Annotated in this window: 18 protein-coding genes; 8 read left to right on the top strand and 10 right to left on the bottom strand. The window is 69.7% G+C overall.

Features of this window, described 5'->3' with window-relative positions; translation table 11 throughout:
- Positions 1-25: 25 nt before the first annotated feature.
- From ABN401_RS00090 to ABN401_RS00050, 9 genes are all read right to left on the bottom strand, one after another.
- Positions 26-505, bottom strand: coding sequence for a Fur family transcriptional regulator (locus ABN401_RS00090; RefSeq protein WP_349683232.1), 480 nt, complete (start codon positions 503-505; stop codon positions 26-28).
- A 22-nt stretch (positions 506-527) separates the two neighbouring features.
- The gene (gene rimI, locus ABN401_RS00085) at positions 528-959 is read right to left on the bottom strand and encodes a ribosomal protein S18-alanine N-acetyltransferase (protein ID WP_349682782.1); all 432 of its coding nucleotides are present in this window, start codon (positions 957-959) and stop codon (positions 528-530) included.
- 8 nt (positions 960-967) lie between these two features.
- Positions 968-1,636, bottom strand: a complete 669-nt coding sequence (gene tsaB, locus ABN401_RS00080; protein WP_349682781.1) for a tRNA (adenosine(37)-N6)-threonylcarbamoyltransferase complex dimerization subunit type 1 TsaB — start codon at positions 1,634-1,636, stop codon at positions 968-970.
- 7 nt (positions 1,637-1,643) lie between these two features.
- Entirely contained in the window at positions 1,644-2,072 is a 429-nt protein-coding gene (locus ABN401_RS00075) for a helix-turn-helix domain-containing protein (RefSeq protein WP_349682780.1), read from the bottom strand.
- 69 nt (positions 2,073-2,141) lie between these two features.
- Complete coding sequence (locus tag ABN401_RS00070; protein WP_349682779.1) at positions 2,142-2,741, bottom strand: helix-turn-helix domain-containing protein; 600 nt, start codon at positions 2,739-2,741, stop codon at positions 2,142-2,144.
- A gap of 69 nt (positions 2,742-2,810) precedes the next feature.
- Positions 2,811-3,365: a NifU family protein gene (locus ABN401_RS00065; protein ID WP_349683231.1), complete on the bottom strand. Its 555-nt coding sequence runs from the start codon at positions 3,363-3,365 to the stop codon at positions 2,811-2,813.
- 244 nt (positions 3,366-3,609) lie between these two features.
- Positions 3,610-4,074, bottom strand: a complete 465-nt coding sequence (locus ABN401_RS00060; RefSeq protein ID WP_349682778.1) for a universal stress protein — start codon at positions 4,072-4,074, stop codon at positions 3,610-3,612.
- Positions 4,074-8,972, bottom strand: a complete 4,899-nt coding sequence (locus tag ABN401_RS00055) for an NAD-glutamate dehydrogenase (RefSeq protein WP_349682777.1) — start codon at positions 8,970-8,972, stop codon at positions 4,074-4,076. The genes ABN401_RS00060 and ABN401_RS00055 overlap by 1 nt, the downstream gene beginning before the upstream one ends.
- Positions 8,973-9,221: 249 nt before the next feature.
- Positions 9,222-10,367 carry an AI-2E family transporter gene (locus ABN401_RS00050; RefSeq protein ID WP_349682776.1) on the bottom strand — a complete coding sequence of 382 codons (1,146 nt, stop codon included), beginning with the start codon at positions 10,365-10,367 and terminating at the stop codon, positions 9,222-9,224.
- Positions 10,368-10,471: 104 nt separating this feature from the next.
- On the opposite strand from ABN401_RS00050, the gene ABN401_RS00045 reads away from it, so the two are divergent.
- Positions 10,472-11,983 (top strand): helicase HerA-like domain-containing protein, encoded by a 1,512-nt coding sequence (locus ABN401_RS00045; protein ID WP_349682775.1) that lies wholly within the window; start codon positions 10,472-10,474, stop codon positions 11,981-11,983.
- Here ABN401_RS00045 and ABN401_RS00040 read toward each other — a convergent pair.
- The gene (locus tag ABN401_RS00040; RefSeq protein WP_349682774.1) at positions 11,980-12,486 is read right to left on the bottom strand and encodes an S-type pyocin family protein; all 507 of its coding nucleotides are present in this window, start codon (positions 12,484-12,486) and stop codon (positions 11,980-11,982) included. The genes ABN401_RS00045 and ABN401_RS00040 overlap by 4 nt on opposite strands.
- Positions 12,487-12,596: 110 nt before the next feature.
- On the opposite strand from ABN401_RS00040, the gene coaBC reads away from it, so the two are divergent.
- The 7 genes from coaBC to ABN401_RS00005 form a co-directional block, all read left to right on the top strand.
- Positions 12,597-13,817 (top strand): bifunctional phosphopantothenoylcysteine decarboxylase/phosphopantothenate--cysteine ligase CoaBC, encoded by a 1,221-nt coding sequence (coaBC, locus tag ABN401_RS00035; RefSeq protein WP_349682773.1) that lies wholly within the window; start codon positions 12,597-12,599, stop codon positions 13,815-13,817.
- A 131-nt stretch (positions 13,818-13,948) separates the two neighbouring features.
- Positions 13,949-14,398, top strand: a complete 450-nt coding sequence (gene dut / locus ABN401_RS00030; protein WP_349682772.1) for a dUTP diphosphatase — start codon at positions 13,949-13,951, stop codon at positions 14,396-14,398.
- An 81-nt stretch (positions 14,399-14,479) separates the two neighbouring features.
- Entirely contained in the window at positions 14,480-14,848 is a 369-nt protein-coding gene (locus ABN401_RS00025) for a hypothetical protein (protein ID WP_349682771.1), read from the top strand.
- Between the two features lie 158 nt (positions 14,849-15,006).
- Positions 15,007-15,600: a ribosome maturation factor RimP gene (gene rimP / locus ABN401_RS00020; protein ID WP_349682770.1), complete on the top strand. Its 594-nt coding sequence runs from the start codon at positions 15,007-15,009 to the stop codon at positions 15,598-15,600.
- The gene (gene nusA / locus ABN401_RS00015) at positions 15,600-17,354 is read left to right on the top strand and encodes a transcription termination factor NusA (RefSeq protein ID WP_349682769.1); all 1,755 of its coding nucleotides are present in this window, start codon (positions 15,600-15,602) and stop codon (positions 17,352-17,354) included. Before rimP ends, nusA begins: the two co-directional genes overlap by 1 nt.
- Positions 17,355-17,372: 18 nt before the next feature.
- The gene (locus tag ABN401_RS00010; RefSeq protein WP_349682768.1) at positions 17,373-18,050 is read left to right on the top strand and encodes an RNA-binding protein; all 678 of its coding nucleotides are present in this window, start codon (positions 17,373-17,375) and stop codon (positions 18,048-18,050) included.
- Between the two features lie 125 nt (positions 18,051-18,175).
- Positions 18,176-18,674, top strand: a 499-nt coding sequence (locus ABN401_RS00005) for a translation initiation factor IF-2 associated domain-containing protein (protein WP_349682767.1), incomplete at its 3' end; no start/stop codon positions are given.

Genomic DNA, 18,674 nt, shown 5'->3' with positions numbered 1-18,674 from the left:
AAGGCGGCCCCGCCCGACGACGGGATCAGGACACGCGCTCGGGATCGACCCGCGCGACGTTGCGGGTGAAGATCAGGCCCTCGCGCCGGGAGGGTTCGGCCCCCGGGATGGCCTTGCCGTAAAGCTCCAGCTTGTGGCCGACCAGTTCGAAGCCCAGCCGTTCGGCGATCTCGGTCTTCAGCCGCTCGATCTCCGCGTCGAAGAACTCGATGACTTCGCCGGTCTTGGTGTCGATCAGATGGTCGTGGTGATCGTCGCCCGCCTCTTCATAGCGGCTGCGCCCATCGCCGAAGTCGTGCTTCTCGACGACGCCGGCCTCTTCGAACAGGCGCACGGTGCGATAGACGGTGGCGATGGAGATGTGCGGGTCGATCGCTGAGGCGCGGCGGTACAGTTCCTCGACGTCGGGATGGTCTTCGGCATTGGACAGGACGCGGGCGATCACCCGTCGCTGTTCGGTCATGCGCATGCCGCGGTCGGCGCAGAGTTTTTCGATCCGGTCCATGGCGCGCAAGATAGGGCCCAGATCACCCGCTGGGAAGCGGCTCAAACAAGTTGAGAACCAGTAGCAGGGCGTCGACGGCCGGCCCCTCAGAACGGGCATAGTATCGCCGGCGTCGGCCCATGGTCTCGAAGCCGAGCCGCGCATAGAGGCCGCGCGCCGCCGCATTGTCTTCGGCGACCTCGAGGTACAGTCGATCGGCCCCTCCGGCCGCGGCGCGCGCGGCCGCCGCCTGGGTCAAGCGCGCCCCGACGCCTGTGCGGCGCGCCTCGGGATGGACGGCCAGAGTCAGGATCTCCGCCTCATCGAGCGTGACGCGAACCAGGATGAAGCCCTCATCCTCGGCCTCCAGGATCACGCCCGGCTGGACCAGCAGCTCGGCGAAGGCGGTCGGCGACCAGGGGGCGTCGAACGCCGTGGCGTGCAGGTCCGCCAGAGCCGCCGGCAGGTCGGTCACGGGTCCGCTCATCCGGATTGGGCGACCGGCCGCGCCTGACCCGGCAACCGGGTCGGTGGGGTCGCGTCCGGGGCGCGCAGATAAAGTGGGCGCGCCGGGTGACCGGTCGGATCCAGCCGCGCGGTCAGCGACGCCAGGGCCAGGACCGTGGGCTCGGTCACCGTCGGGGCGGAAACCTCGGCCAGAAGCGCCGCGCCGCTGCCCACCCAGCGCCAGTCCAGGCCGGTCATGGACAGGCGCTCCCGCGCTGTCTCGATCGTCAGGGCCTCGGGCGGCCCCAGCGGTTCGCCGTCGCGCCAGGTCTGCAGATAGACTTCGCCGCGCCGGGCATCGATCGCGGCGGCGACCGGTCCGTGCGGCCCTCCCTCGATCGTCCAGGCCAGGGCGTGAAGCGAGGAAAGGCCGATCACGGGTCGTCCCAGCGCCTGACCCAGACCCAGGGCAAAGGCCAGCCCGACCCTCAGGCCTGTGAAGGAGCCCGGCCCCACCGTGACGCCGATGCGGTCGATGCTGTCGAAGCCAACGGCCGCCGAGGCGACGACGTCGCGCGCGAAACCGCCCAGCCGCTCGGAGTGACCGCGCGCCATGACTTCGGAACGTTGGGCCAGGACGCGATCGTTTTCGCACAGACCGACGGTGCAGGCCCCAAGCGCCGTATCGATGACCAGGACCCTCATGACCCCCTCACACCGACGGGCTCTCGCCGGGCTCCATCGAAGTGGACGGGGTCGCCAGGGCCTCGACGATCCGGGCCACGGCCTGTCGGACCCCCGGCTCGGGGATCAGGGGAAAACTGTCGGCGATCGCCCGGCCTTCCGGAGTGGCGGTCAGGAACCGGGCCGCTCCGAGGGCGTCGAAGCCGCTGCCGGCCGGTCTCGCCTGTGCCGGCCGGGCCTCCGGGAAATAGGCCCCTGGATGATCGCCCAGCGCGACGGCGATCCGGTGAAGCCGGGACGCGGAGATCCGGTTGGAGCCCGCCTCGTACTTCTGGATCTGCTGGGCGCTGATGCCCAGGCGCCGGGCCAGCGCCATCTGGGTCAGTCCCAGCGACTGGCGTCTCTGGGCCAGCCGGGCCCCGACGAAGGCGTCCGTTTCGTTCGGTGATCGGGGCATGGGCGGTCCAACGGCAGGTCTTGCAACCCCGTTGTTTCATGTCTTGCCGGTCATCACAACGTATTTGTTTCATTCGTCGATCCGGGACAGGACAGCGGCGACGCGCGAGATGTCGGATCGCGGAACCACGCTGCGGGCCTGCAGGCCCGCCGGTCCTCCCCGCACGAACAGGCTTTCGGCGTCCGCGCCGTCGTAGAGCCGGATCAAGCGTCGCCCGTCGGCCAGGTCGATGACGCATCCCTGATCCTTGCGCGGCCATCGTTCCGGATCGACCTCCAGGATCACGCCGGACGCCGCCCAGGGAGCCAGGTCGTCATTCGTCAGGGGTATGCGCTCACGACCCGCCGGGCGAGGCGATGCCGTCGGCCCGGGCTGGAACGACCGTCCACCGCTCCGCACGCCGTCGCCAGCCTGTTCCTCCGCCGCGATCGGCCCGAGGGCGCGCCGCGACAGGTCCTCGGTCGTGGCCCCCAGCGCGGTCGTCAGGCGGCGCTGGACGTCGGGTCGAAACAGGCCGGGTCTGCGACCGCTTTCATACAGGCCCCATCCCTGACTGGTCATCGCCACGCGCGATCCCGCCTCCGCCTGGCTCAGGCCGGCCTCGCGGCGCAGTGCGGCGAGCGCCTCGCCCAGGCGGTTCAGTTGGGGATCGGCGTCGAAGCGGGCCACGCGTGACCTTGCCTCAGCGCGAGGCGCGAGGCGAGACGTATTGGTTTCAAATGCTTGAGCGTCAGCGCCCTACAAGACCTGTTCGACCCGGGTCACTTCGGGAACATAGTGGCGCATCATCTGCTCGACGCCGGATTTCAGCGTCATGGCCGAGGAAGGGCAGCCCGCGCAGGCACCGCGCATCCGCAGCGACAGGACGCCGGTCTCGAGGTCGAAACTGTCGAACAGGATGTCGCCGCCGTCCTGAGCCACCGCCGGGCGGACGCGGCTGTCCAGCAGCGACTTGATCTCTGCGACGATCTCGGAATCTTCGCCCGCGTCCTCCGCCGTCTCCATCCCCTCGCGCATCAGGGGCGCGCCGGAGGTGAAATGGTCCATCACGACCGCCAGGATCTCCGGCTTCAGCTCGCTCCAGTCCCGACCGTGCGCGGTTCGCGTCACCGAGACATAGTCCTCGCCGAAAAAGACGCCGCTGACGTCTTCGAGCTGGAACAGGGCTTCAGCCAGGGGCGAGGCCGCGGCCTGATCGATCGACACGAACTCGCGCGGCGTGCCCGACACGATGCGTCCCGGCAGGAACTTCAGGACATTCGGATTGGGTGTGGGCTCTGTCTGGATGAACATGGCCAACAGATGCGCCTGTCGCCAAGCCGCTTCAAGACCCCGCGCTCAAGCAGCGAGCGACCGCGTCGCGAGCGGTAGCGCCCTGGAACGCCCGCGCTCAAGCAGCGAGCGACCGCGTCGCGAGCGGTAGCGCCCTGGAACGCCCGCGCTCAAGCAGCGAGCGACCGCGTCGCGAGCGGTAGCGCCCTGGAACGCCCGCGCTCAAGCAGCGAGGCTCCGCGAGCCGAGCGTTAGCGCCCTGGCGTCATGCCAGGTCTTCGATCTCCGCGTCGGTCAGTTCGCCCGGGACGATGGTGACCGGCAGCTTGCGTCCGCCGAACCCGCCGCCCTTCAGGACGGCCGACACCAGCGGCCCCGGCCCGCGCGCGCCGGAACCGGCGGCGAGGACCAGAATCTTGATCTCGGAATCCTCGCCGCAGACCTTGCGGATAGCGTCATGGGGCTCGCCCTCCTCGATCAGAAAGATCGGCTGGGCCCCCGAACGGGCCGTGGCCTCCTCGCCCAGACGGTTCAGCAGGGCCTCGGCCTCGGCCCGCTGCTCGCGCTGGATCTCTTCGCGCACCCCCGCCCAGTGCTCGTCCGAGCCGCCCGGGATGATACGAAGCAGGGCGACCCGGCCCCCCGTCGATCGGGCACGGCGCGAGGCATAGCGCAGCGCCGCCTCGAACTCGGGGCTGTCATCGACGACGACGAGGAATTTCCTGGGCATCAGACGGCGCTCGCCACGCTTCGGATCTGGCCGTTGGCGATGGTCAGCTTGGCGAAGGTCCAGCCGGTGCCGGAGGCCTCGATCTCGTCGACGGCGTTGCGGACGCCCTCGACCAGGGCCTGGCGCGGGCCGATCCAGGCATCGACCGCCGCTTCGGCCGTAGCCTCGGAATCGCCGACCACGGCCGGGGACGCCGCCGCGACCGCCTGGGTCAGCACGACCTGCTCGCCCATCAGGTCCTCGATCAGGCGGCGCACGGCCAGCCGGTCGAAATGGTCGCCGGAGGGAACCGCCCCCGCCGCCGCCCGCAGGCGGTCGAAGTCGAAGGCGGCGCCGACCTGGTGATACAGCCGCGCCATCCGGGGTTCGGTCCACCCGGCGTCCTTGTCTTTGGCCTCTTTGGCCAGATCGCCGATGTCGGCGGTGGCGACCAGGGGGCGGAGCATGGAGACCGTCTGGGCCAGGTCTTCGCCCACCCCCATGTCGGCGAACCGCTTCAGCCGGGCCGCGAGACGCTGCTGCTCGAAGCGCGACAGGACGTCTCCGCCCGCCGCCCTCAGGGCGTCGGCTGCGGGCCTATAGGCGTCGATCAGTCCGGCCACGCTGGTCCCCGACCGGCCCGCGCGGCGCGCCAGCCAAAAGGTTTGGCGACGCAGGACGGTGGCGATCTCCAGATACAGCGCGGTCTGGGTCTCGGCCGGGACCTTCAGGTCCAGGGCGCCGACGGCGTCCCAGGCTTCGTCCAGGCGGAACACCCGGCGCGCCGCCTCGAAGGCGATGACCAGGGCGGTCGTGTCGCATCCGGCCGCGCCCCGCAGACGATCCGGGAAGGTCGGCCCCGCCATGTTGACGATCTCGTTGGACAGGACCGTGGCGATGATGTCGCGCCGCAGCCTGTGCCCGCGCATCTGGTCCTCGAACCGCGCCAGCGCGCCGGGGAAATAGCGGACCAGGGTTTCCTCGAAGAAGGGGTCCTCCGGCGCGGCCGAGGCCACGATCTCGTCGGACAGCTCCAGCTTGGAATAGGCCATCAGCACGGCCAGTTCCGGCCGCGTCAGGGCCTGCCCGGCCGTCTTCATCTCTTGGACGCGGGCATCGTTCGGAAGACCCTCGACCTTGCGGTCCAGCTTCCCGCGCGCCGTCAGCGCCTGCATGAACCGCTGCTGGCTGTCGAGCGCCCCGGCCCCTTCCGCCTGTTGCAGGGTCAGGGCCAGGGTCTGGTCGTAGTTGTGCTCCAGGACCTTCTCGCCGACCTCGTCTGTCATTGACGCCAGCAGGGGCACCCGCTCCTCCAGCGGCAGGACCCCGTTGGTCACGGCCGAGCCGATCAGGATCTTGATGTTGACCTCGTGGTCGGACGTGTCGACCCCGGCCGAGTTGTCGATGGCGTCGGTGTTGATCCGGCCGCCGCCGGCCGCGAAGGCGATGCGGCCGGCCTGGGTGAAGCCGAGGTTGGCGCCCTCCCCGACGACCTTGGCCCGCAGCTCGTCGGCGTTGATCCGCAGGGCGTCGGTGCCCTTGTCGCCGACCTGGGCGTCGGTCTCGGCCGCAGACTTCACATAGGTGCCGATGCCGCCAAGATAGAGCAGCTCGGCCGGGGCCTTCAGAATGGCGCGGATCAGGCTGACCGGATCCAGCACATCGTCGGCGACGTCCAGCGCGGCCTTGATCTCCGGCGTCAGTTCGATCGACTTGGCCGAGCGGGAGAAGACCCCGCCGCCTTTCGAGATCAGGGCCTTGTCGTAGTCCTGCCAGGACGAGCGGGGCAGCTGGAACAGACGATTCCGCTCGTCCCACGACCGGGCCGGATCGGGGGTCGGATCGATGAAGATGTCGCGGTGGTCGAAGGCCGCGACCAGTTTCGACGCCCTGGACAGCAGCAGGCCATTGCCGAACACGTCGCCCGACATGTCGCCGACGCCGACGACGGTGAAGGGCTCGGTCTGGATGTCCTTGCCGATCTCGCGGAAATGGCGCTTGACCGCCTCCCAGGCCCCGCGGGCGGTGATGCCCATGGCCTTGTGGTCGTAGCCGACCGACCCGCCGGAGGCGAAGGCGTCGTCCAGCCAGAAGCCGTAGGCGGCCGAGACGCCATTGGCGATGTCGGAAAACGTCGCCGTGCCCTTGTCGGCGGCCACGACCAGATAGGGGTCGTCGCCCTCGAAGGCGACGACATTGGCTGGATGCACCACCGACCCATCTGCGGCGATGGTGTCAGTGATGTCGAGCAGGCCGGACAGGAAGGTCCTGTAGGCGCGGATGGCCTCGGCTTGCTGGGCGTCGCGGTCTCCGCCGGCGCGGACGATGCGTGACAGGTATTTGGGGAAGAAGCCGCCCTTGGAGCCGACCGGCACGATCACGGCGTTCTTGACCTGCTGGGCCTTCACCAGCCCCAGGACCTCGGTGCGGAAGTCGTCGCGGCGATCGGACCAGCGCAGGCCCCCGCGCGCCACCGGCCCGAAGCGCAGGTGAACGCCTTCGACGTGCGGCGCCCAGACGAAGATCTCGCGATAGGGTTTGGGCAGGGGCAGGTCGTCCAGCTCGCGCGACGCGATCTTGATCGAGATGTGCGGCTTGGCCTCGCCGTCGGCGCCGACCTGATAGTAGTTGGTCCGCTTGATCGCGCCGATCAGGGCGGCGAGACGACGCAGCGCCCGGTCGTGATCCAGGCTCTTCACCCCCATCAGCAGACTGGTGATCTTGGCGTCCAACTCCGCGGCCTGGTTCGCGCGATCCTCGGCGGCCCCCTCTTGGGCGGGGTCGAACTTGCAGGCGAACAGGCTGATCAGGGCGCGGGCGATGTCCGGATAGTCCCGCAGGGCCTCTTCCTGGGTCCCCTGCGAAGGGTCGAGGCCCGTCTGCTGGCGATAGCGGGCCAGGGTGCGGATCAGGGCCGCCTCGCGCCAATCGACGCCCAGTTCGATCACCAGGCGGTTGAAGCCGTCGCTCTCGGTCCGGCCGGTCCAGACCGCCGCGAAAGCGGTCTCGAAGGGGCCCTTCATGTCGGCGAAGGCCAGGGCCTCGCCACGCGGGTCCTCCAGCAGGAACTCATGGACGTGGATTTCGCCGCCGCCGGTGGGCCGGATGGCGTGGCCGAACTCCTCCAGCGTCTTCAGCCCCATGTCGGCCAGTACCGGCAGGACATCGGACAAGGGCACGGCGGCGCCCCGGTGGTAGAGCTTGAAGCGGAACTGAAGCGGCGAATCCCCGGCCGTCCGGAAGGCCCGCACGGCGACGGGCGCGCCCTCGCTCAGGCGGTCGAACTCCTGCAGGTCGGTCACTGCCTCGGCGGCGTCGTAGCGGGCGCGGTAACCGGGATCGAAGGCCTCGGCCCAGCGGCTGCTGAGAGCCCCGATCTCGGCGTCGTCGATGTCGGCGGCGCGCAGGGCGCCTTCGAACCGGTCGACCCAGCCGCGACCGGCCTCGGTGACTTCAGCCTCCAGGGCGCGCGCGTCCGGCGTCGGATGGTCGCCCGGCGTGACGCCGACGATGTAGTGAATCCGCACGAGGGGGGCATCCGACAACTGCGGATACCAGGCCGACAGCCGCCCGCCCCAGGCGCGCGCCAGAATCCGCCCGACCCGCTCGCGGACCCCGGCGTCGTAGCGTTCACGCGGGATGAAGGCGAGGATCGAGACGAACCGGTCGAACGGGTCCTTCCTCGTGAACATCTTGATCCGGGGTCGGTCGTACAGGTGCAGGATGCCCAGCGCCGTTTCCAGCAACTCGTCCTCGGTGATCTGGAAGAGCTCGTCCCGGGGATAGTTCTCCAGGATGTTCTTCAGCCGCTTCTCGTTGTGGCTGCCGGGGGCCTTGGCGGCGCGGGCCAGCGCGTTGGCGACCTTGCGCCGGATCAGGGGCACTTGCGACGCGGCCCGATCATAGGCTTCGGCCGTGAACAGGCCCACGAAGCGGGTCTCGCCCGACGGGCGGCCATCCTCTCCGAACCGCTTGACCCCGACATAGTCCATATAGGCCCGCCGGTGGACGCGGCTGCGAAGGTTCGCCTTGGCCACGGTGACGGGCTCGGACAGGTCGATCTGCCGCTTCATCTGGGCGGTCAGGACAGCGGGCTCGGAGGTCCGACGCAGCACAGTGCGATCCGGATCGCGCAGGACGCCGACCCCGGCCGTCGACTGGTCCAGCGGGGCCTCCGCCGCATAGCCGCCGTCCTTGGTGCGCGGATAGTCGTAGTCGCGCGCGCCCAGAAACACGAAGTGGTCGTCGTTGAGCCAGCGCAGGAAGGCCAGGTTTTCCGCCACCACCTCGGGATCGATGCCGCCCGTCCGGGCCTCCAGGTGGGCCACCGAGCGGTCCATCAGGGCGCTCATCTGGCCGAAGTCGGCGACGGCCAGATGCACGTCCGCCAGCGCCGTCTCGACCGCCGCCTTCACGGCTTCGCGCCGCTCGATGGGCAGGGGATCCAGCACCACGACGATCAGGGATTCCCGGACGTCGCCGCCACCCGCCTTGCGCGACCCGTCGGCCTGGCGCGCCAGGGACAGCACCGGGTGGAACAGGGCGCGCACCGAGACCCCGGTATCGGCCAGTTCGCCCATGACGCTGTCGACCAGGAACGGCCGATCATCCTGAACGATGCGCAGCACGTCGTAGGGCGTCGCGCGCCCGCCCGCCCCGACCAGCGGCTCGACCCCCACGCGGGGGGCCTCGCCGAGGGCCCGGCGCTCGCTCCAGCGCCAGGCGTCGGCGAGCACCCAGGCGACGTCGTCGATCGACAGCTCCGGTGTCTCGTCCTCGGCATAGTCCTCGAAGGATTGATCGACGAAAGACTGCTCCAGCCCGTCCAGCGGGCCCCCGTCCCCCCTCGCCCGGGCGAAAGCCGCCCTCAGACCCTCCGCGCCGGAGGAAAAGCCAGGGGTGGAGGTGTCGCCGGACATGGGCAGGTCTCGTTCAGCGCGGCCTCGATGCGGCCGCCGGTCGCAGACCCCGGCAATAGGCCCGCCCGCGTCCGCCGGGAAGCCCCGAAAAGAAAAGGCCGCCGGACGGGCGTCCGACGGCCTCTCTTCAAGCCGGCGCTGGAGGGGGGTGGCGCCGACCGATGCCGTCGCGGCCTGGGAGGGGGAGGGGTAGGCCGCGACGTCTGAGTGGCAGATGGGCGCCGAATGGGGCGATGCAAGGGCACCGGTTCAGGGCTCGGCGGCTTGCTGGCGCGGCGGTTTGACGCGGGCCGGACGGCGCGCGGGCGGCGCGTGGTGGGGATCCTGATCCTCGTCCTCATAGGGTCGCCCGTTCCCGGACAGCAGGACGGCGATCCAGCGCGATCCCTTGAACTCCGCCAGGATGGCCATGGCCATGACCAGCAGCGGCGTCGACAGGAACATGCCGACCACGCCCCACATCTTGCCCCACAGCGCCAGAGCCAGCAGGACGGCGACCGGATCGACGTTCTGGTTGTCGCCTTGCATCCGCGGCTGAACCAGGTTGCCGACGACGAAAAGGATGATCTGCAGTCCGACCAGCAGGATCAGCGCAGGCCAGTAGGTGGGAAATTGCACCAGGGCGAACAGCGGCGGCGCCAGGCCGGCGACCGCCCCGCCCAGAACCGGGATGAAGCCGACGATGAAGATGATGAAGGTCCAGAACTCGGCGTGCTCCAGGCCGACGACCCGCATCAGGATCCAGGCCGCCGCGCAGATGATGACGCCCGTCACCGCCTGGACCCACAGATAGCCCTCGACGCCGCCGCGCACGCGCTGGAACACTTCCAGCGCCTCGCTGCGCTGCTCCCGGTGCGGAAACATGGCCACGATCTTGCGGCGGAACCCGGCCTGGGAGGCCAGAAGAAACCCCAGATAGACCATGACGAAGAAGGCGCCCGAGGCCACGCCCTGCATCTGAAACGCCAGGCTGGTCAGATAGCCGCGCAGGTCGACGCCGGCGATGAGATCGGCCGCCGTCGGCGCCGCCTCCATGCCGAACAGGCCGGCCCCATCCGCGATGATGGCGTCGATCCGGGGCCCGATGCCGCTGGAGACGCCGGACATGTCGGTGAAGAAGCCTGCCGCCCCGTTCACGATGAAGGCGATGATACCGAAGAAGGCCACGACCACCAGCGACAGGGCCGCGATCCCGGCCGTGTGGTCGGGAAGCGTCGTGTGCTCCTCGATCACCCGCTTCACCCCGTCGATCATGATCATCAGGAAGATGGCCATGGCCAGGGGCGTCAGGATGTCCCTGAGCCAGTACAGAGCGGCCCCCACGGCCACGACCGCCAGGGTCACCAGGGCGTTGCGGGCGACGGTCGAGGTCGGAATGGCGATGGGCGACTTCATGCGGTGGACTGTCAGGCCCGCCGCCGGGCCGGTCAACCGGCGATCGTCTGGCGGCGTGGTTTCGGCTCGGCTAAGCAGGGCGGGCCCCCACGGAGACTCCCAAGATGTCCGACGCGCCCGCCGGTTTGTTCCTCGGTCAGTCCACCAGCGAGGGCACAGCCCGGCGCGAGCTCTTGCTCTGGAACCGCGCCAACCGGCACGGGGTCGTCGCGGGTGCCACCGGCACCGGCAAGACGGTGACCCTGCAGATCATGGCCCAGGGGTTTTCCGATGCCGGGGTTCCGGTCTTCTGCGCCGATGTGAAGGGCGATCTGTCGGGCATCAGCCAGGTCGGAGCGCCCAACGAGAAACTGCTCTCGCGCGCCGGCGGCATGAACCTGACCCTTGTTCCCCAGGCCGCCCCGACCGTGTTCTGGGACCTGTATGGCCTGAAGGGTCATCCGATCCGCACCACGGTATCGGAGATCGGGCCCCTGCTGATGGCGCGGATGCTGGATCTGAACGACGTCCAGGAGGGCGTTCTGACCGTCGCCTTCCACGTCGCGGACAAGGAGGGCCTGCTGCTTCTGGACCTGGACGACCTGCGCTCGGTCCTCACCTACGTCGCCGAGAACGCCGCCCGGATCGGGCGCGAGGTCGGAAACGTCGCTCCGGCCTCCATCGCCGCCATCCAGCGCGCCCTGCTGCAACTGGAGCAACAGGGGGGCGACGCCTTCTTCGGCGAGCCGGCGCTGAGGCTGGAGGACATGATCCGCGTCGGCCTGGACGGCCGGGGCCAGGTCAATGTGCTGGATTCGACCCGGTTGATGAATTCGCCCCGGCTCTATGCCGCCTTCCTGCTGTGGCTGCTGTCCGAGCTGTTCGAACAGCTTCCCGAGATCGGCGATCCGGACAAGCCACGTCTGGTCTTCTTCTTCGACGAGGCCCACCTGCTGTTCCGCGATGCCCCCCGGCCTCTGCTGGAAAAGGTCGAGCAGGTCGTGCGGCTGATCCGGTCCAAGGGCGTCGGCGTCTATTTCGTGACCCAGAACCCCGCCGACATTCCCGACAGCGTCCTGGCGCAGCTGGGCAACCGCATCCAGCACGCGCTCCGCGCCTACACCCCGGCCGAACAGCGCGGGCTGAAGTCGGCCTCGGACAGCTTTCGCGCCAACCCCGCCTTCGACACCACCGAGGCGATCCAGGCGCTCGGTACCGGCGAGGCCGTGGTCTCGACCCTGGACGAGAAGGGCGCGCCCACCATCGTGCAGCGCACCCTGATCCGGCCGCCCGACAGCCGCCTCGGGCCCGCCACGGACGTCGAGCGGGCGGCGGTCATGGCCGCCAGCCCGGTCAAGGGCGTCTACGACACGCCGGTAGACCGCGAATCCGCCGAAGAGATCCTGGCGGCTCGTCACGCCCGGACCGAAGCCGAAGCGAAAGAGACCGAGGCGGACGCTTCGCCCGCCCCGCGCGAGCCGGCCCGGGGGCGCGCCCCCGCCGCTCCGAAAGCCCCGCGTCGCTCAAACCGCCAGACCCCGATGGAGGCCCTGACCAAGTCGGTCCTGCGCACGGCCGGCTCGACCCTGACGCGCGAACTGCTGCGGGGTGTCCTCGGCGGCCTCAGGCGCCGCTAGTTCGAGGCGCGTCGCTGACCGAAGGTGGGGGCCGCCGCCTTCTGTTCCGCCCAGTAGGACGGCCCGTCGTCGGGCTTGAACATGGTGCGCGCCGTGCCGTCTTCGGCCACCACGGCGAAGGTGTTGGTCGAGGCCTGATAGAGCAGGGTGTCGCCGTTCGGCCGGGTCGCGCGATCGGTGTCCGCCGGCGGCGTGCGCGTGAAGGCGACGACCTTGGTCAGGAACTCCTCGGGCGATCGCGCGTCGAAATCCGCGCCGTTGCGCTCATACAGGCGCTGAATCTTTTCATCGACGGTCTCGCGACGGTTCGCCGTGATCGGACCGGGCGCTTCGGCCGGCGCGGTCGCTCCGCTCGCGGCCGTCCCTGCCGTCGTGGCCGTCATCAGCACCTCGGACGACACCGACGTGCGCTCCCGCGTTTCGACCGCGGAGGCCCCGTCGCCACAGCCCGCCAGGGCCACCGTCCCGGCCACGGCGGCCAGGATCAATATCGTCTTCGTCATCTCACCCTCCGTGAAACCCGCAAAACGACGTTAGACACAGGTCTGATGTTCCTGCAATGTTCTTTTTGACGGAGGTCGACGCGCGCGTGCGGCGGCGCTAGACGGACGCCATGTCCGAACCCGCCCTTCATGGCCGCAAGATCCTGCTGATCGTGGGCGGCGGCATCGCGGCCTACAAGTCGCTGGAACTCGTGCGGCTGCTCAAGAAGGCGGGGGCCGAGGTGCGGTCCATCCTGACCGAGAGCGGGGCGGCGTTCGTCACGCCGCTGTCGCTGGCGGCCCTGACCGGCCACCCGGTGCGGATGGGACTGTTTCTGCCTGACGAAGAGACGACCATGGGCCATATCGAGCTGTCGCGCTGGGCCGATCTGGTGGTCGTGGCCCCTGCGACCGCCGGCTTGATCGCCAAGGCCGCCAACGGCCTGGCCGACGACCTGGCCTCCACCACCCTGCTGGCGACCGACAAGCGGGTGCTGCTGGCCCCGGCCATGAATGTGCGAATGTGGCTGCATCCGGCGGTGCGGGCCAATGTCGAGCGGCTGAAAAGCTTCCCCGGCCTGCACGGCATGGCGGTGGTCGGCCCGGATGAGGGCGAGATGGCCTGCGGCGAGTTCGGGCCGGGCCGCATGGCGGAACCGGCGGCGATCCTGCTGGCCATCGCGGGCCTGCTGAGCGGCCCCGACGCGCGTCCCCTGACGGGCAAACGCGCCGTGGTGACCGCCGGGCCGACGTTCGAGCCGATCGACCCCGTGCGAGGCCTGACCAACCGCTCCAGCGGCAAGCAGGGATACGCCATCGCCGCCGCCCTGGCCGAGCGGGGGGCGCGGGTGACCCTGGTCTCCGGTCCGACCGGGCTTGCGACGCCCGTCGGTGTCACGCGGATCGAGGTCGAAACGGCGCTGGAGATGCAGGCCGCCACCCACGCCGCCCTGCCCGCCCACATCGCTGTCCTGTCGGCGGCCGTCGCCGACTGGCGCGTCGACACGGTGGCCGGCGGCAAGATCAAGAAGGCCCCCGGCGGCCCGCCCACTCTGGCCCTGATCGAGAACCCCGACATCCTGGCGGGTCTGGCCAAGCCCGGCCCTCTGCGCCCGGCCCTGGTGATCGGCTTCGCCGCCGAGACGACCGACCTTGAGGCCAACGCCCGGGCCAAGCTGTCGCGAAAGGGTTGCGACTGGATCGTCGGCAACGACGTCTCGGCCGACGTGTTCGGGGCCGATGGGAACACCGTGCTGCTGGTGACGAAGTCCGGCGCCGAGCCCTGGCCCCGCTTGTCCAAGGCGGAGGTGGCGACCCGGCTGGCCGATCGGATCGCCGATCATTTCGGCTGATCGGCCGAGTTTATCCACACCAAGACGCTGCTTGTCCCGGTGGCGGGCCTGACTCGACCCACAGCTGGGGGCGCCATTTCGCCCGCCACGCGCTAGGTCGGTTGGTCGAGATCGCCCGAAAGACCGCAGCCATGACGTCAGTCCGCATCGAACGCCTTCCTCATGGCGAAGGGCTCGCCCTTCCGTCCTACGAGACCCTCGGTGCCGCCGGGATGGATCTTCGCGCCGCCGTGGACGGGGATGTCCCCCTCATTCTGGGTCCCGGCGCGCGGGCCCTTGTCCCGACCGGCTTCAAGATGGCGTTGGAGCCGGGCTGGGAGGCGCAGGTCCGGCCGCGCTCCGGGCTGGCGCTCAAGCACGGGATCACCTGCCTCAACACGCCCGGCACCATCGACAGCGACTATCGCGGCGAGGTCGGGGTGATCCTGGTCAACCTGGGGCAGGAGCCGTTCGTGATCCGGCGCGGCGAGCGGGTCGCCCAGATGGTGATCGCGCCGGTCGCCAAGGTCTCGGTCTTCGAGGTCGACACCCTGGACGAGACCGAGCGCGGTGCGGGCGGCTTCGGCTCGACGGGGCGATAGGCGCGCATCCATTTCGAGAGACCGGCGTTAACCCTGCGAACGGCCAAGCTGGGCCGTGAGCAACGAACCGGAGCGTGAGTGATGGAAGAGTTCTTCGCCCAGCTGGGCAATCTGCTGCAGGGGCTGCTGGCCCTGGCCGACAGCGGCTTCGACGGGGTGAACCAGGTGCTGGGCCTGATCATCGCCGCCGTGTTCGCCCTGTTCCTGATGGGCGCGTGGCGCGGCCTGTGGGGCGCGGCCTTCGGGGCCATGGTGGTCCACACCCTGGTCGAGGCGATCCGTCCCATGCTGGACGGCGGGGCCTTCCTGCTGCCCGACCTGACCGACGGTGGCTTCTGGCTGACGCGTCTGGCCCTGTTCCTGGGCTATGCGATCGTCATCGCCGTGTTCTTCTTCATCAAGACCCTGTTGACCGGCGGCTTCGGCCGTCGGCGGGCGCACGCCCACTGATCGATGAAGGGCGGGGGTTCGCCTCCGCCCTTTTCTTTCGCCGAGAGCGGGTCTATAGGCGCTCTCACATCGTTAGACCGGCGTCCAACGGCGTCGTTCAAAGCGGCGGCCCTGGATGGCCGACCGCTTTTTCTTTTGCCCGAAACAGAACGCCTGCCGTGCGCGCCAAGACCGTTGAAGATCGCGAAATCCTGGAGCTGGTCGATCCCGTCGCGGACTCGATCGGGCTGGAGATCGTGCGCGTGCGGCTGATGGGCGGCACCCTGCGTCGCCGGCTGCAGGTCATGGCCGAACGCCCCGCCGACAACGACATCGCCGTCGAGGAATGCGCGCGCCTGAGCCGCGCCATGTCCGAGGTGCTGGACGCAGCCGATCCGATCGCGGGCGAATATCTGCTGGAGGTGTCGTCGCCCGGCATCGACCGGCCCCTGACGCGGCTGAAGGACTTCGACCTGTTCGAGGGGCTGGAGGCGCGGCTGGAGACCGACCGGATGATCGAGGGGCGCAAGCGCTTCAAGGGCATTCTGGCCGGGACCGAGGACCAGAACGTCGCCATCGACCTGGACGGCGAGGACGAGACGGCCCTGATCCCCTTCGACTGGCTGGTCGAGGCCAAGCTGGTCATGAACGACGCCCTGTTGAAGCGCGGAGCCGCGATCCGCGCCGCGCGGGGCGAACCCGAAGACGACGGGCTCCCGCAGGGTGCGCCGGAAGACAAGACCAACATCAAGACCTCTGAGGACGACGCCTGATGGCCGTGACCGGTATTTCCGCCAATCGCCTGGAGCTGCTCCAGATCGCCAATGCGGTGGCGCAGGAAAAGAACATCGACCGCGAGATCGTGATCGAGGCCCTGGAAGAGGCCATCCAGAAGGGGGCCAAGTCCCGCTACGGCGCGCACCACGACATCCGCGCCAAGATCGACCCCAAGACCGGCGAACTGGCCCTGACGCGCCACGTCACCATAGTCGAGGACGACTGGCAGCCGGAAGACGAGCTGGAAGAGTTCAACGACAGCGCCATGGTGCGCCTGACCGATGCCGGGAAGCGCGACCCCGAGGCCGTCGTCGGCAAGGAATACGTCGAGGACCTGCCGCCGTTCGAGTTCGGCCGCGTCCAGACCCAGATGGCCCGCCAGGTCATCACCGGAAAGGTCCGCGAGGCCGAGCGCGCCAACCAGTACGAAGAGTTCAAGGACCGCGTCGGCGAGATCGTCAACGGCACCGTCAAGCGCGTCGAATACGGCAACACCATCGTCGACCTGGGCCGGGGCGAGGGCATCATGCGCCGCGACCAGTCGATCCCGCGCGAGGTGTTCAACATCGGCGACCGGATCCGCACCTACATCTATGACGTCCGGCCCGAGGCCAAGGGCCCGCAGATCATGCTGTCGCGCGCCCACCCGGGCTTCATGGCCAAGCTGTTCGCCCAGGAAGTGCCCGAAGTTTACGACGGCGTTATCGAGATCCGCGCCGCCGCCCGCGACGCCGGTTCGCGCGCCAAGATGGCCGTGCTGTCGAACGACAGCTCCATCGACCCGGTCGGCGCCTGCGTCGGCATGCGCGGCTCGCGCGTCCAGGCCGTCGTGGCCGAGCTGCAGGGCGAGAAGATCGACATCATCCAGTGGAACAACGACGAGCCGACCTTCATCGTCAACGCCCTGGCCCCCGCCGAGGTCTCCAAGGTGGTGCTGGACGAAGAGGCCGACCGCGTCGAGGTCGTGGTGCCCGACGAGCAGCTGTCGCTGGCCATCGGCCGTCGCGGCCAGAACGTGCGCCTGGCGTCGCAGCTGACCGGCTGGCAGATCGACATCATCACCGAGAGCCAGGATAGCGAGCGCCGCCAGCGCGAGTTCGCCGAGCGGACCCAGCTGTTCCAGGACGCCCTGGACGTCGACGAGGTCATCGCCCAGCTGCTGGTCACCGAAGGCTTCGCCTCGGTAGAGGACCTGGCCTTCGTCGAATCCTACGAAGTCGCCGAGATCGAGGGCTTCGACGAGGACACCGCCGAGGAGCTGCAGGCCCGCGCCCGCGACTTCCTGGAGCGCCAGGCCGCCGAGCTGGACGCCAAGCGCAAGGACCTGGGCGTCGAGGACGGCGTCATGGACGTTCCGGGCGTGACCCTGTCCATCGCGGTCGCCCTGGGCGAAGGGGGCGTCAAGAGCGTCGAGGACCTGGCCGACCTGGCCACCGACGAAATCCGTGGCGGCTATGAGGTCAAGAACGGCGAGCGGGTCAAGGTGCCCGGCGTGCTGGAAAGCTTCAACCTGGCGCAGGAAGACGCCGAGATGCTGATCCTTCAGGCGCGCGTGGCCGCCGGCTGGATCGACGCGTCCGAACTGCCCCAGCCCGAGCCGGAGTACGAGGAAGAGTATGCCGAGGGCGAATACGACCCCGAGGCCGTCTTCGACAGCGCGCCTGCCGACGCTGAAGCCGCCGACACCCCTGACGCCGACGGTGACGCGGAGGCCTCCGACGAGGCGTCCGACCAGCCGCGCGACGCGTGATGGGAGGCCCGGTCGTCCATGGGTCTCGCCGCCGCGACATCGGATAGAGAGCGCCGCGACCTGGTCACGCACCAGGCGATGGACGAAACCTGTCTGATCCGCTTCGTGGCGGGCCCGGACGGCCAGGTGGCCCCGGACCTGGGCCGCAAACTGCCCGGGCGCGGCATGTGGGTCGCCGCCGATCGCGCCTCGATCGAGATGGCGGTGAAGAAGAACCTGTTCTCGCGCTCGGCCAAGGCGCCGATGAAGCCGGCCTCCGACCTGGCCGATACGGTCGAGGCGCTGCTGGTCCGTCGCTGTCTCGACCAGCTTGGGCTTGCCCGGCGCGAAGGCGTGCTTATCTCCGGCTTCGAGAAATCCGCGGCGGCGATCCGCTCGGGCAAGGCCGCCTGGCTGATCGAGGCGTCGGACGGCGCGTCCGATGGGCGCGGCAAACTGCTCAATCTGGCGCGGCACCAGTCGACGCGGGTCTGCGGGGCCTTCAGCGCGGACGATTTGAGTTTGGCCCTCGGGCTGGAAAATGCGATACACGCCGTCCTGCTCGCCGGAGGGCGGGCGGATCGCTGGGGCCAGGAGGCCTCGCGGTTGGCGGGATTTCGACCGCTCCGCCCCCCGGAGTGGGGCCCCGACCGGGGCCTCGGCGGCGGGAGCGGGTCAGACGAAGACCCCGGAGACGAGCCTGTAGGGGCGGACTGACGGGCGGGGCCTGACCTCATCTGAGGGACAGGCGTCGCGCGGCTTTTTGCGTTGACGAGACGATATTGCCAAGACGACTTGGTTGAGACCCGGCGGACTTCTCCGCCCACGAGTAAAGCGACCGGATGAGCGACGAGAACGACAAGACCAAAGAAGGCCAGGGCACGCAGGCCCCCACGGGAACCCCGTCGACGACGGGACCGCGGGCGCCGCTGAGCCTGAAGCCGCGCGCCGTGGGATCGGTCCCGACCGGCACCGTGCGCCAGAGCTTCAGCCATGGCCGCACCAAGACGGTGGCGGTCGAGATCAAGCGTCGCCCGGGCGCTCCGGCCGCTGGACATCAGCGCCCGGCGGGCTTCGACGTCGCGCGTCCTCGCACGGACGCCGTCCCTCAGCCGACCGCGCCCCGTACCGCCCCCTCGCAGCCCGCCGGTGGCCGCCTGTCCAATGAGGAACAGGAAGCCCGCCGCCGCGCCATCGAACTGGCCACCCAGGCCCAGGCCGAGCGCGCCGCCGCCCAGGCCGCCGAACAGGCGCGCCGTGACGCCGCCGCCCGCGAACAGGCCGAAGCCGCCGAGCGCACCGCCAGCGCCGCCCAGGCCGAGGCCGCTGCTGCTCGCGCCG

The organism is Brevundimonas aurifodinae (assembly GCF_040195595.1).
In the GTDB taxonomy this organism is placed as follows: domain Bacteria; phylum Pseudomonadota; class Alphaproteobacteria; order Caulobacterales; family Caulobacteraceae; genus Brevundimonas; species Brevundimonas aurifodinae.
Note: the sequence above shows the minus strand (reverse complement) of the source record. Positions and strands in the feature narration are given on the sequence as shown.

What these genes read in the sequence shown, in the direction of transcription:
- ABN401_RS00040 (WP_349682774.1), bottom strand. Translation starts at nt 12,486, where the DNA reads ATGACGAAGACGATATTGATCCTGGCCGCCGTGGCCGGGACGGTGGCC.
- ABN401_RS00025 (WP_349682771.1), top strand. Translation starts at nt 14,480, where the DNA reads ATGGAAGAGTTCTTCGCCCAGCTGGGCAATCTGCTGCAGGGGCTGCTG.
- ABN401_RS00050 (WP_349682776.1), bottom strand. Translation starts at nt 10,367, where the DNA reads ATGAAGTCGCCCATCGCCATTCCGACCTCGACCGTCGCCCGCAACGCC.
- ABN401_RS00075 (WP_349682780.1), bottom strand. Translation starts at nt 2,072, where the DNA reads ATGCCCCGATCACCGAACGAAACGGACGCCTTCGTCGGGGCCCGGCTG.
- nusA (WP_349682769.1), top strand. Translation starts at nt 15,600, where the DNA reads ATGGCCGTGACCGGTATTTCCGCCAATCGCCTGGAGCTGCTCCAGATC.
- ABN401_RS00065 (WP_349683231.1), bottom strand. Translation starts at nt 3,365, where the DNA reads ATGTTCATCCAGACAGAGCCCACACCCAATCCGAATGTCCTGAAGTTC.
- ABN401_RS00090 (WP_349683232.1), bottom strand. Translation starts at nt 505, where the DNA reads ATGGACCGGATCGAAAAACTCTGCGCCGACCGCGGCATGCGCATGACC.
- tsaB (WP_349682781.1), bottom strand. Translation starts at nt 1,636, where the DNA reads ATGAGGGTCCTGGTCATCGATACGGCGCTTGGGGCCTGCACCGTCGGT.
- coaBC (WP_349682773.1), top strand. Translation starts at nt 12,597, where the DNA reads ATGTCCGAACCCGCCCTTCATGGCCGCAAGATCCTGCTGATCGTGGGC.
- ABN401_RS00045 (WP_349682775.1), top strand. Translation starts at nt 10,472, where the DNA reads ATGTCCGACGCGCCCGCCGGTTTGTTCCTCGGTCAGTCCACCAGCGAG.
- dut (WP_349682772.1), top strand. Translation starts at nt 13,949, where the DNA reads ATGACGTCAGTCCGCATCGAACGCCTTCCTCATGGCGAAGGGCTCGCC.
- ABN401_RS00055 (WP_349682777.1), bottom strand. Translation starts at nt 8,972, where the DNA reads ATGTCCGGCGACACCTCCACCCCTGGCTTTTCCTCCGGCGCGGAGGGT.
- ABN401_RS00010 (WP_349682768.1), top strand. Translation starts at nt 17,373, where the DNA reads ATGGGTCTCGCCGCCGCGACATCGGATAGAGAGCGCCGCGACCTGGTC.
- ABN401_RS00060 (WP_349682778.1), bottom strand. Translation starts at nt 4,074, where the DNA reads ATGCCCAGGAAATTCCTCGTCGTCGTCGATGACAGCCCCGAGTTCGAG.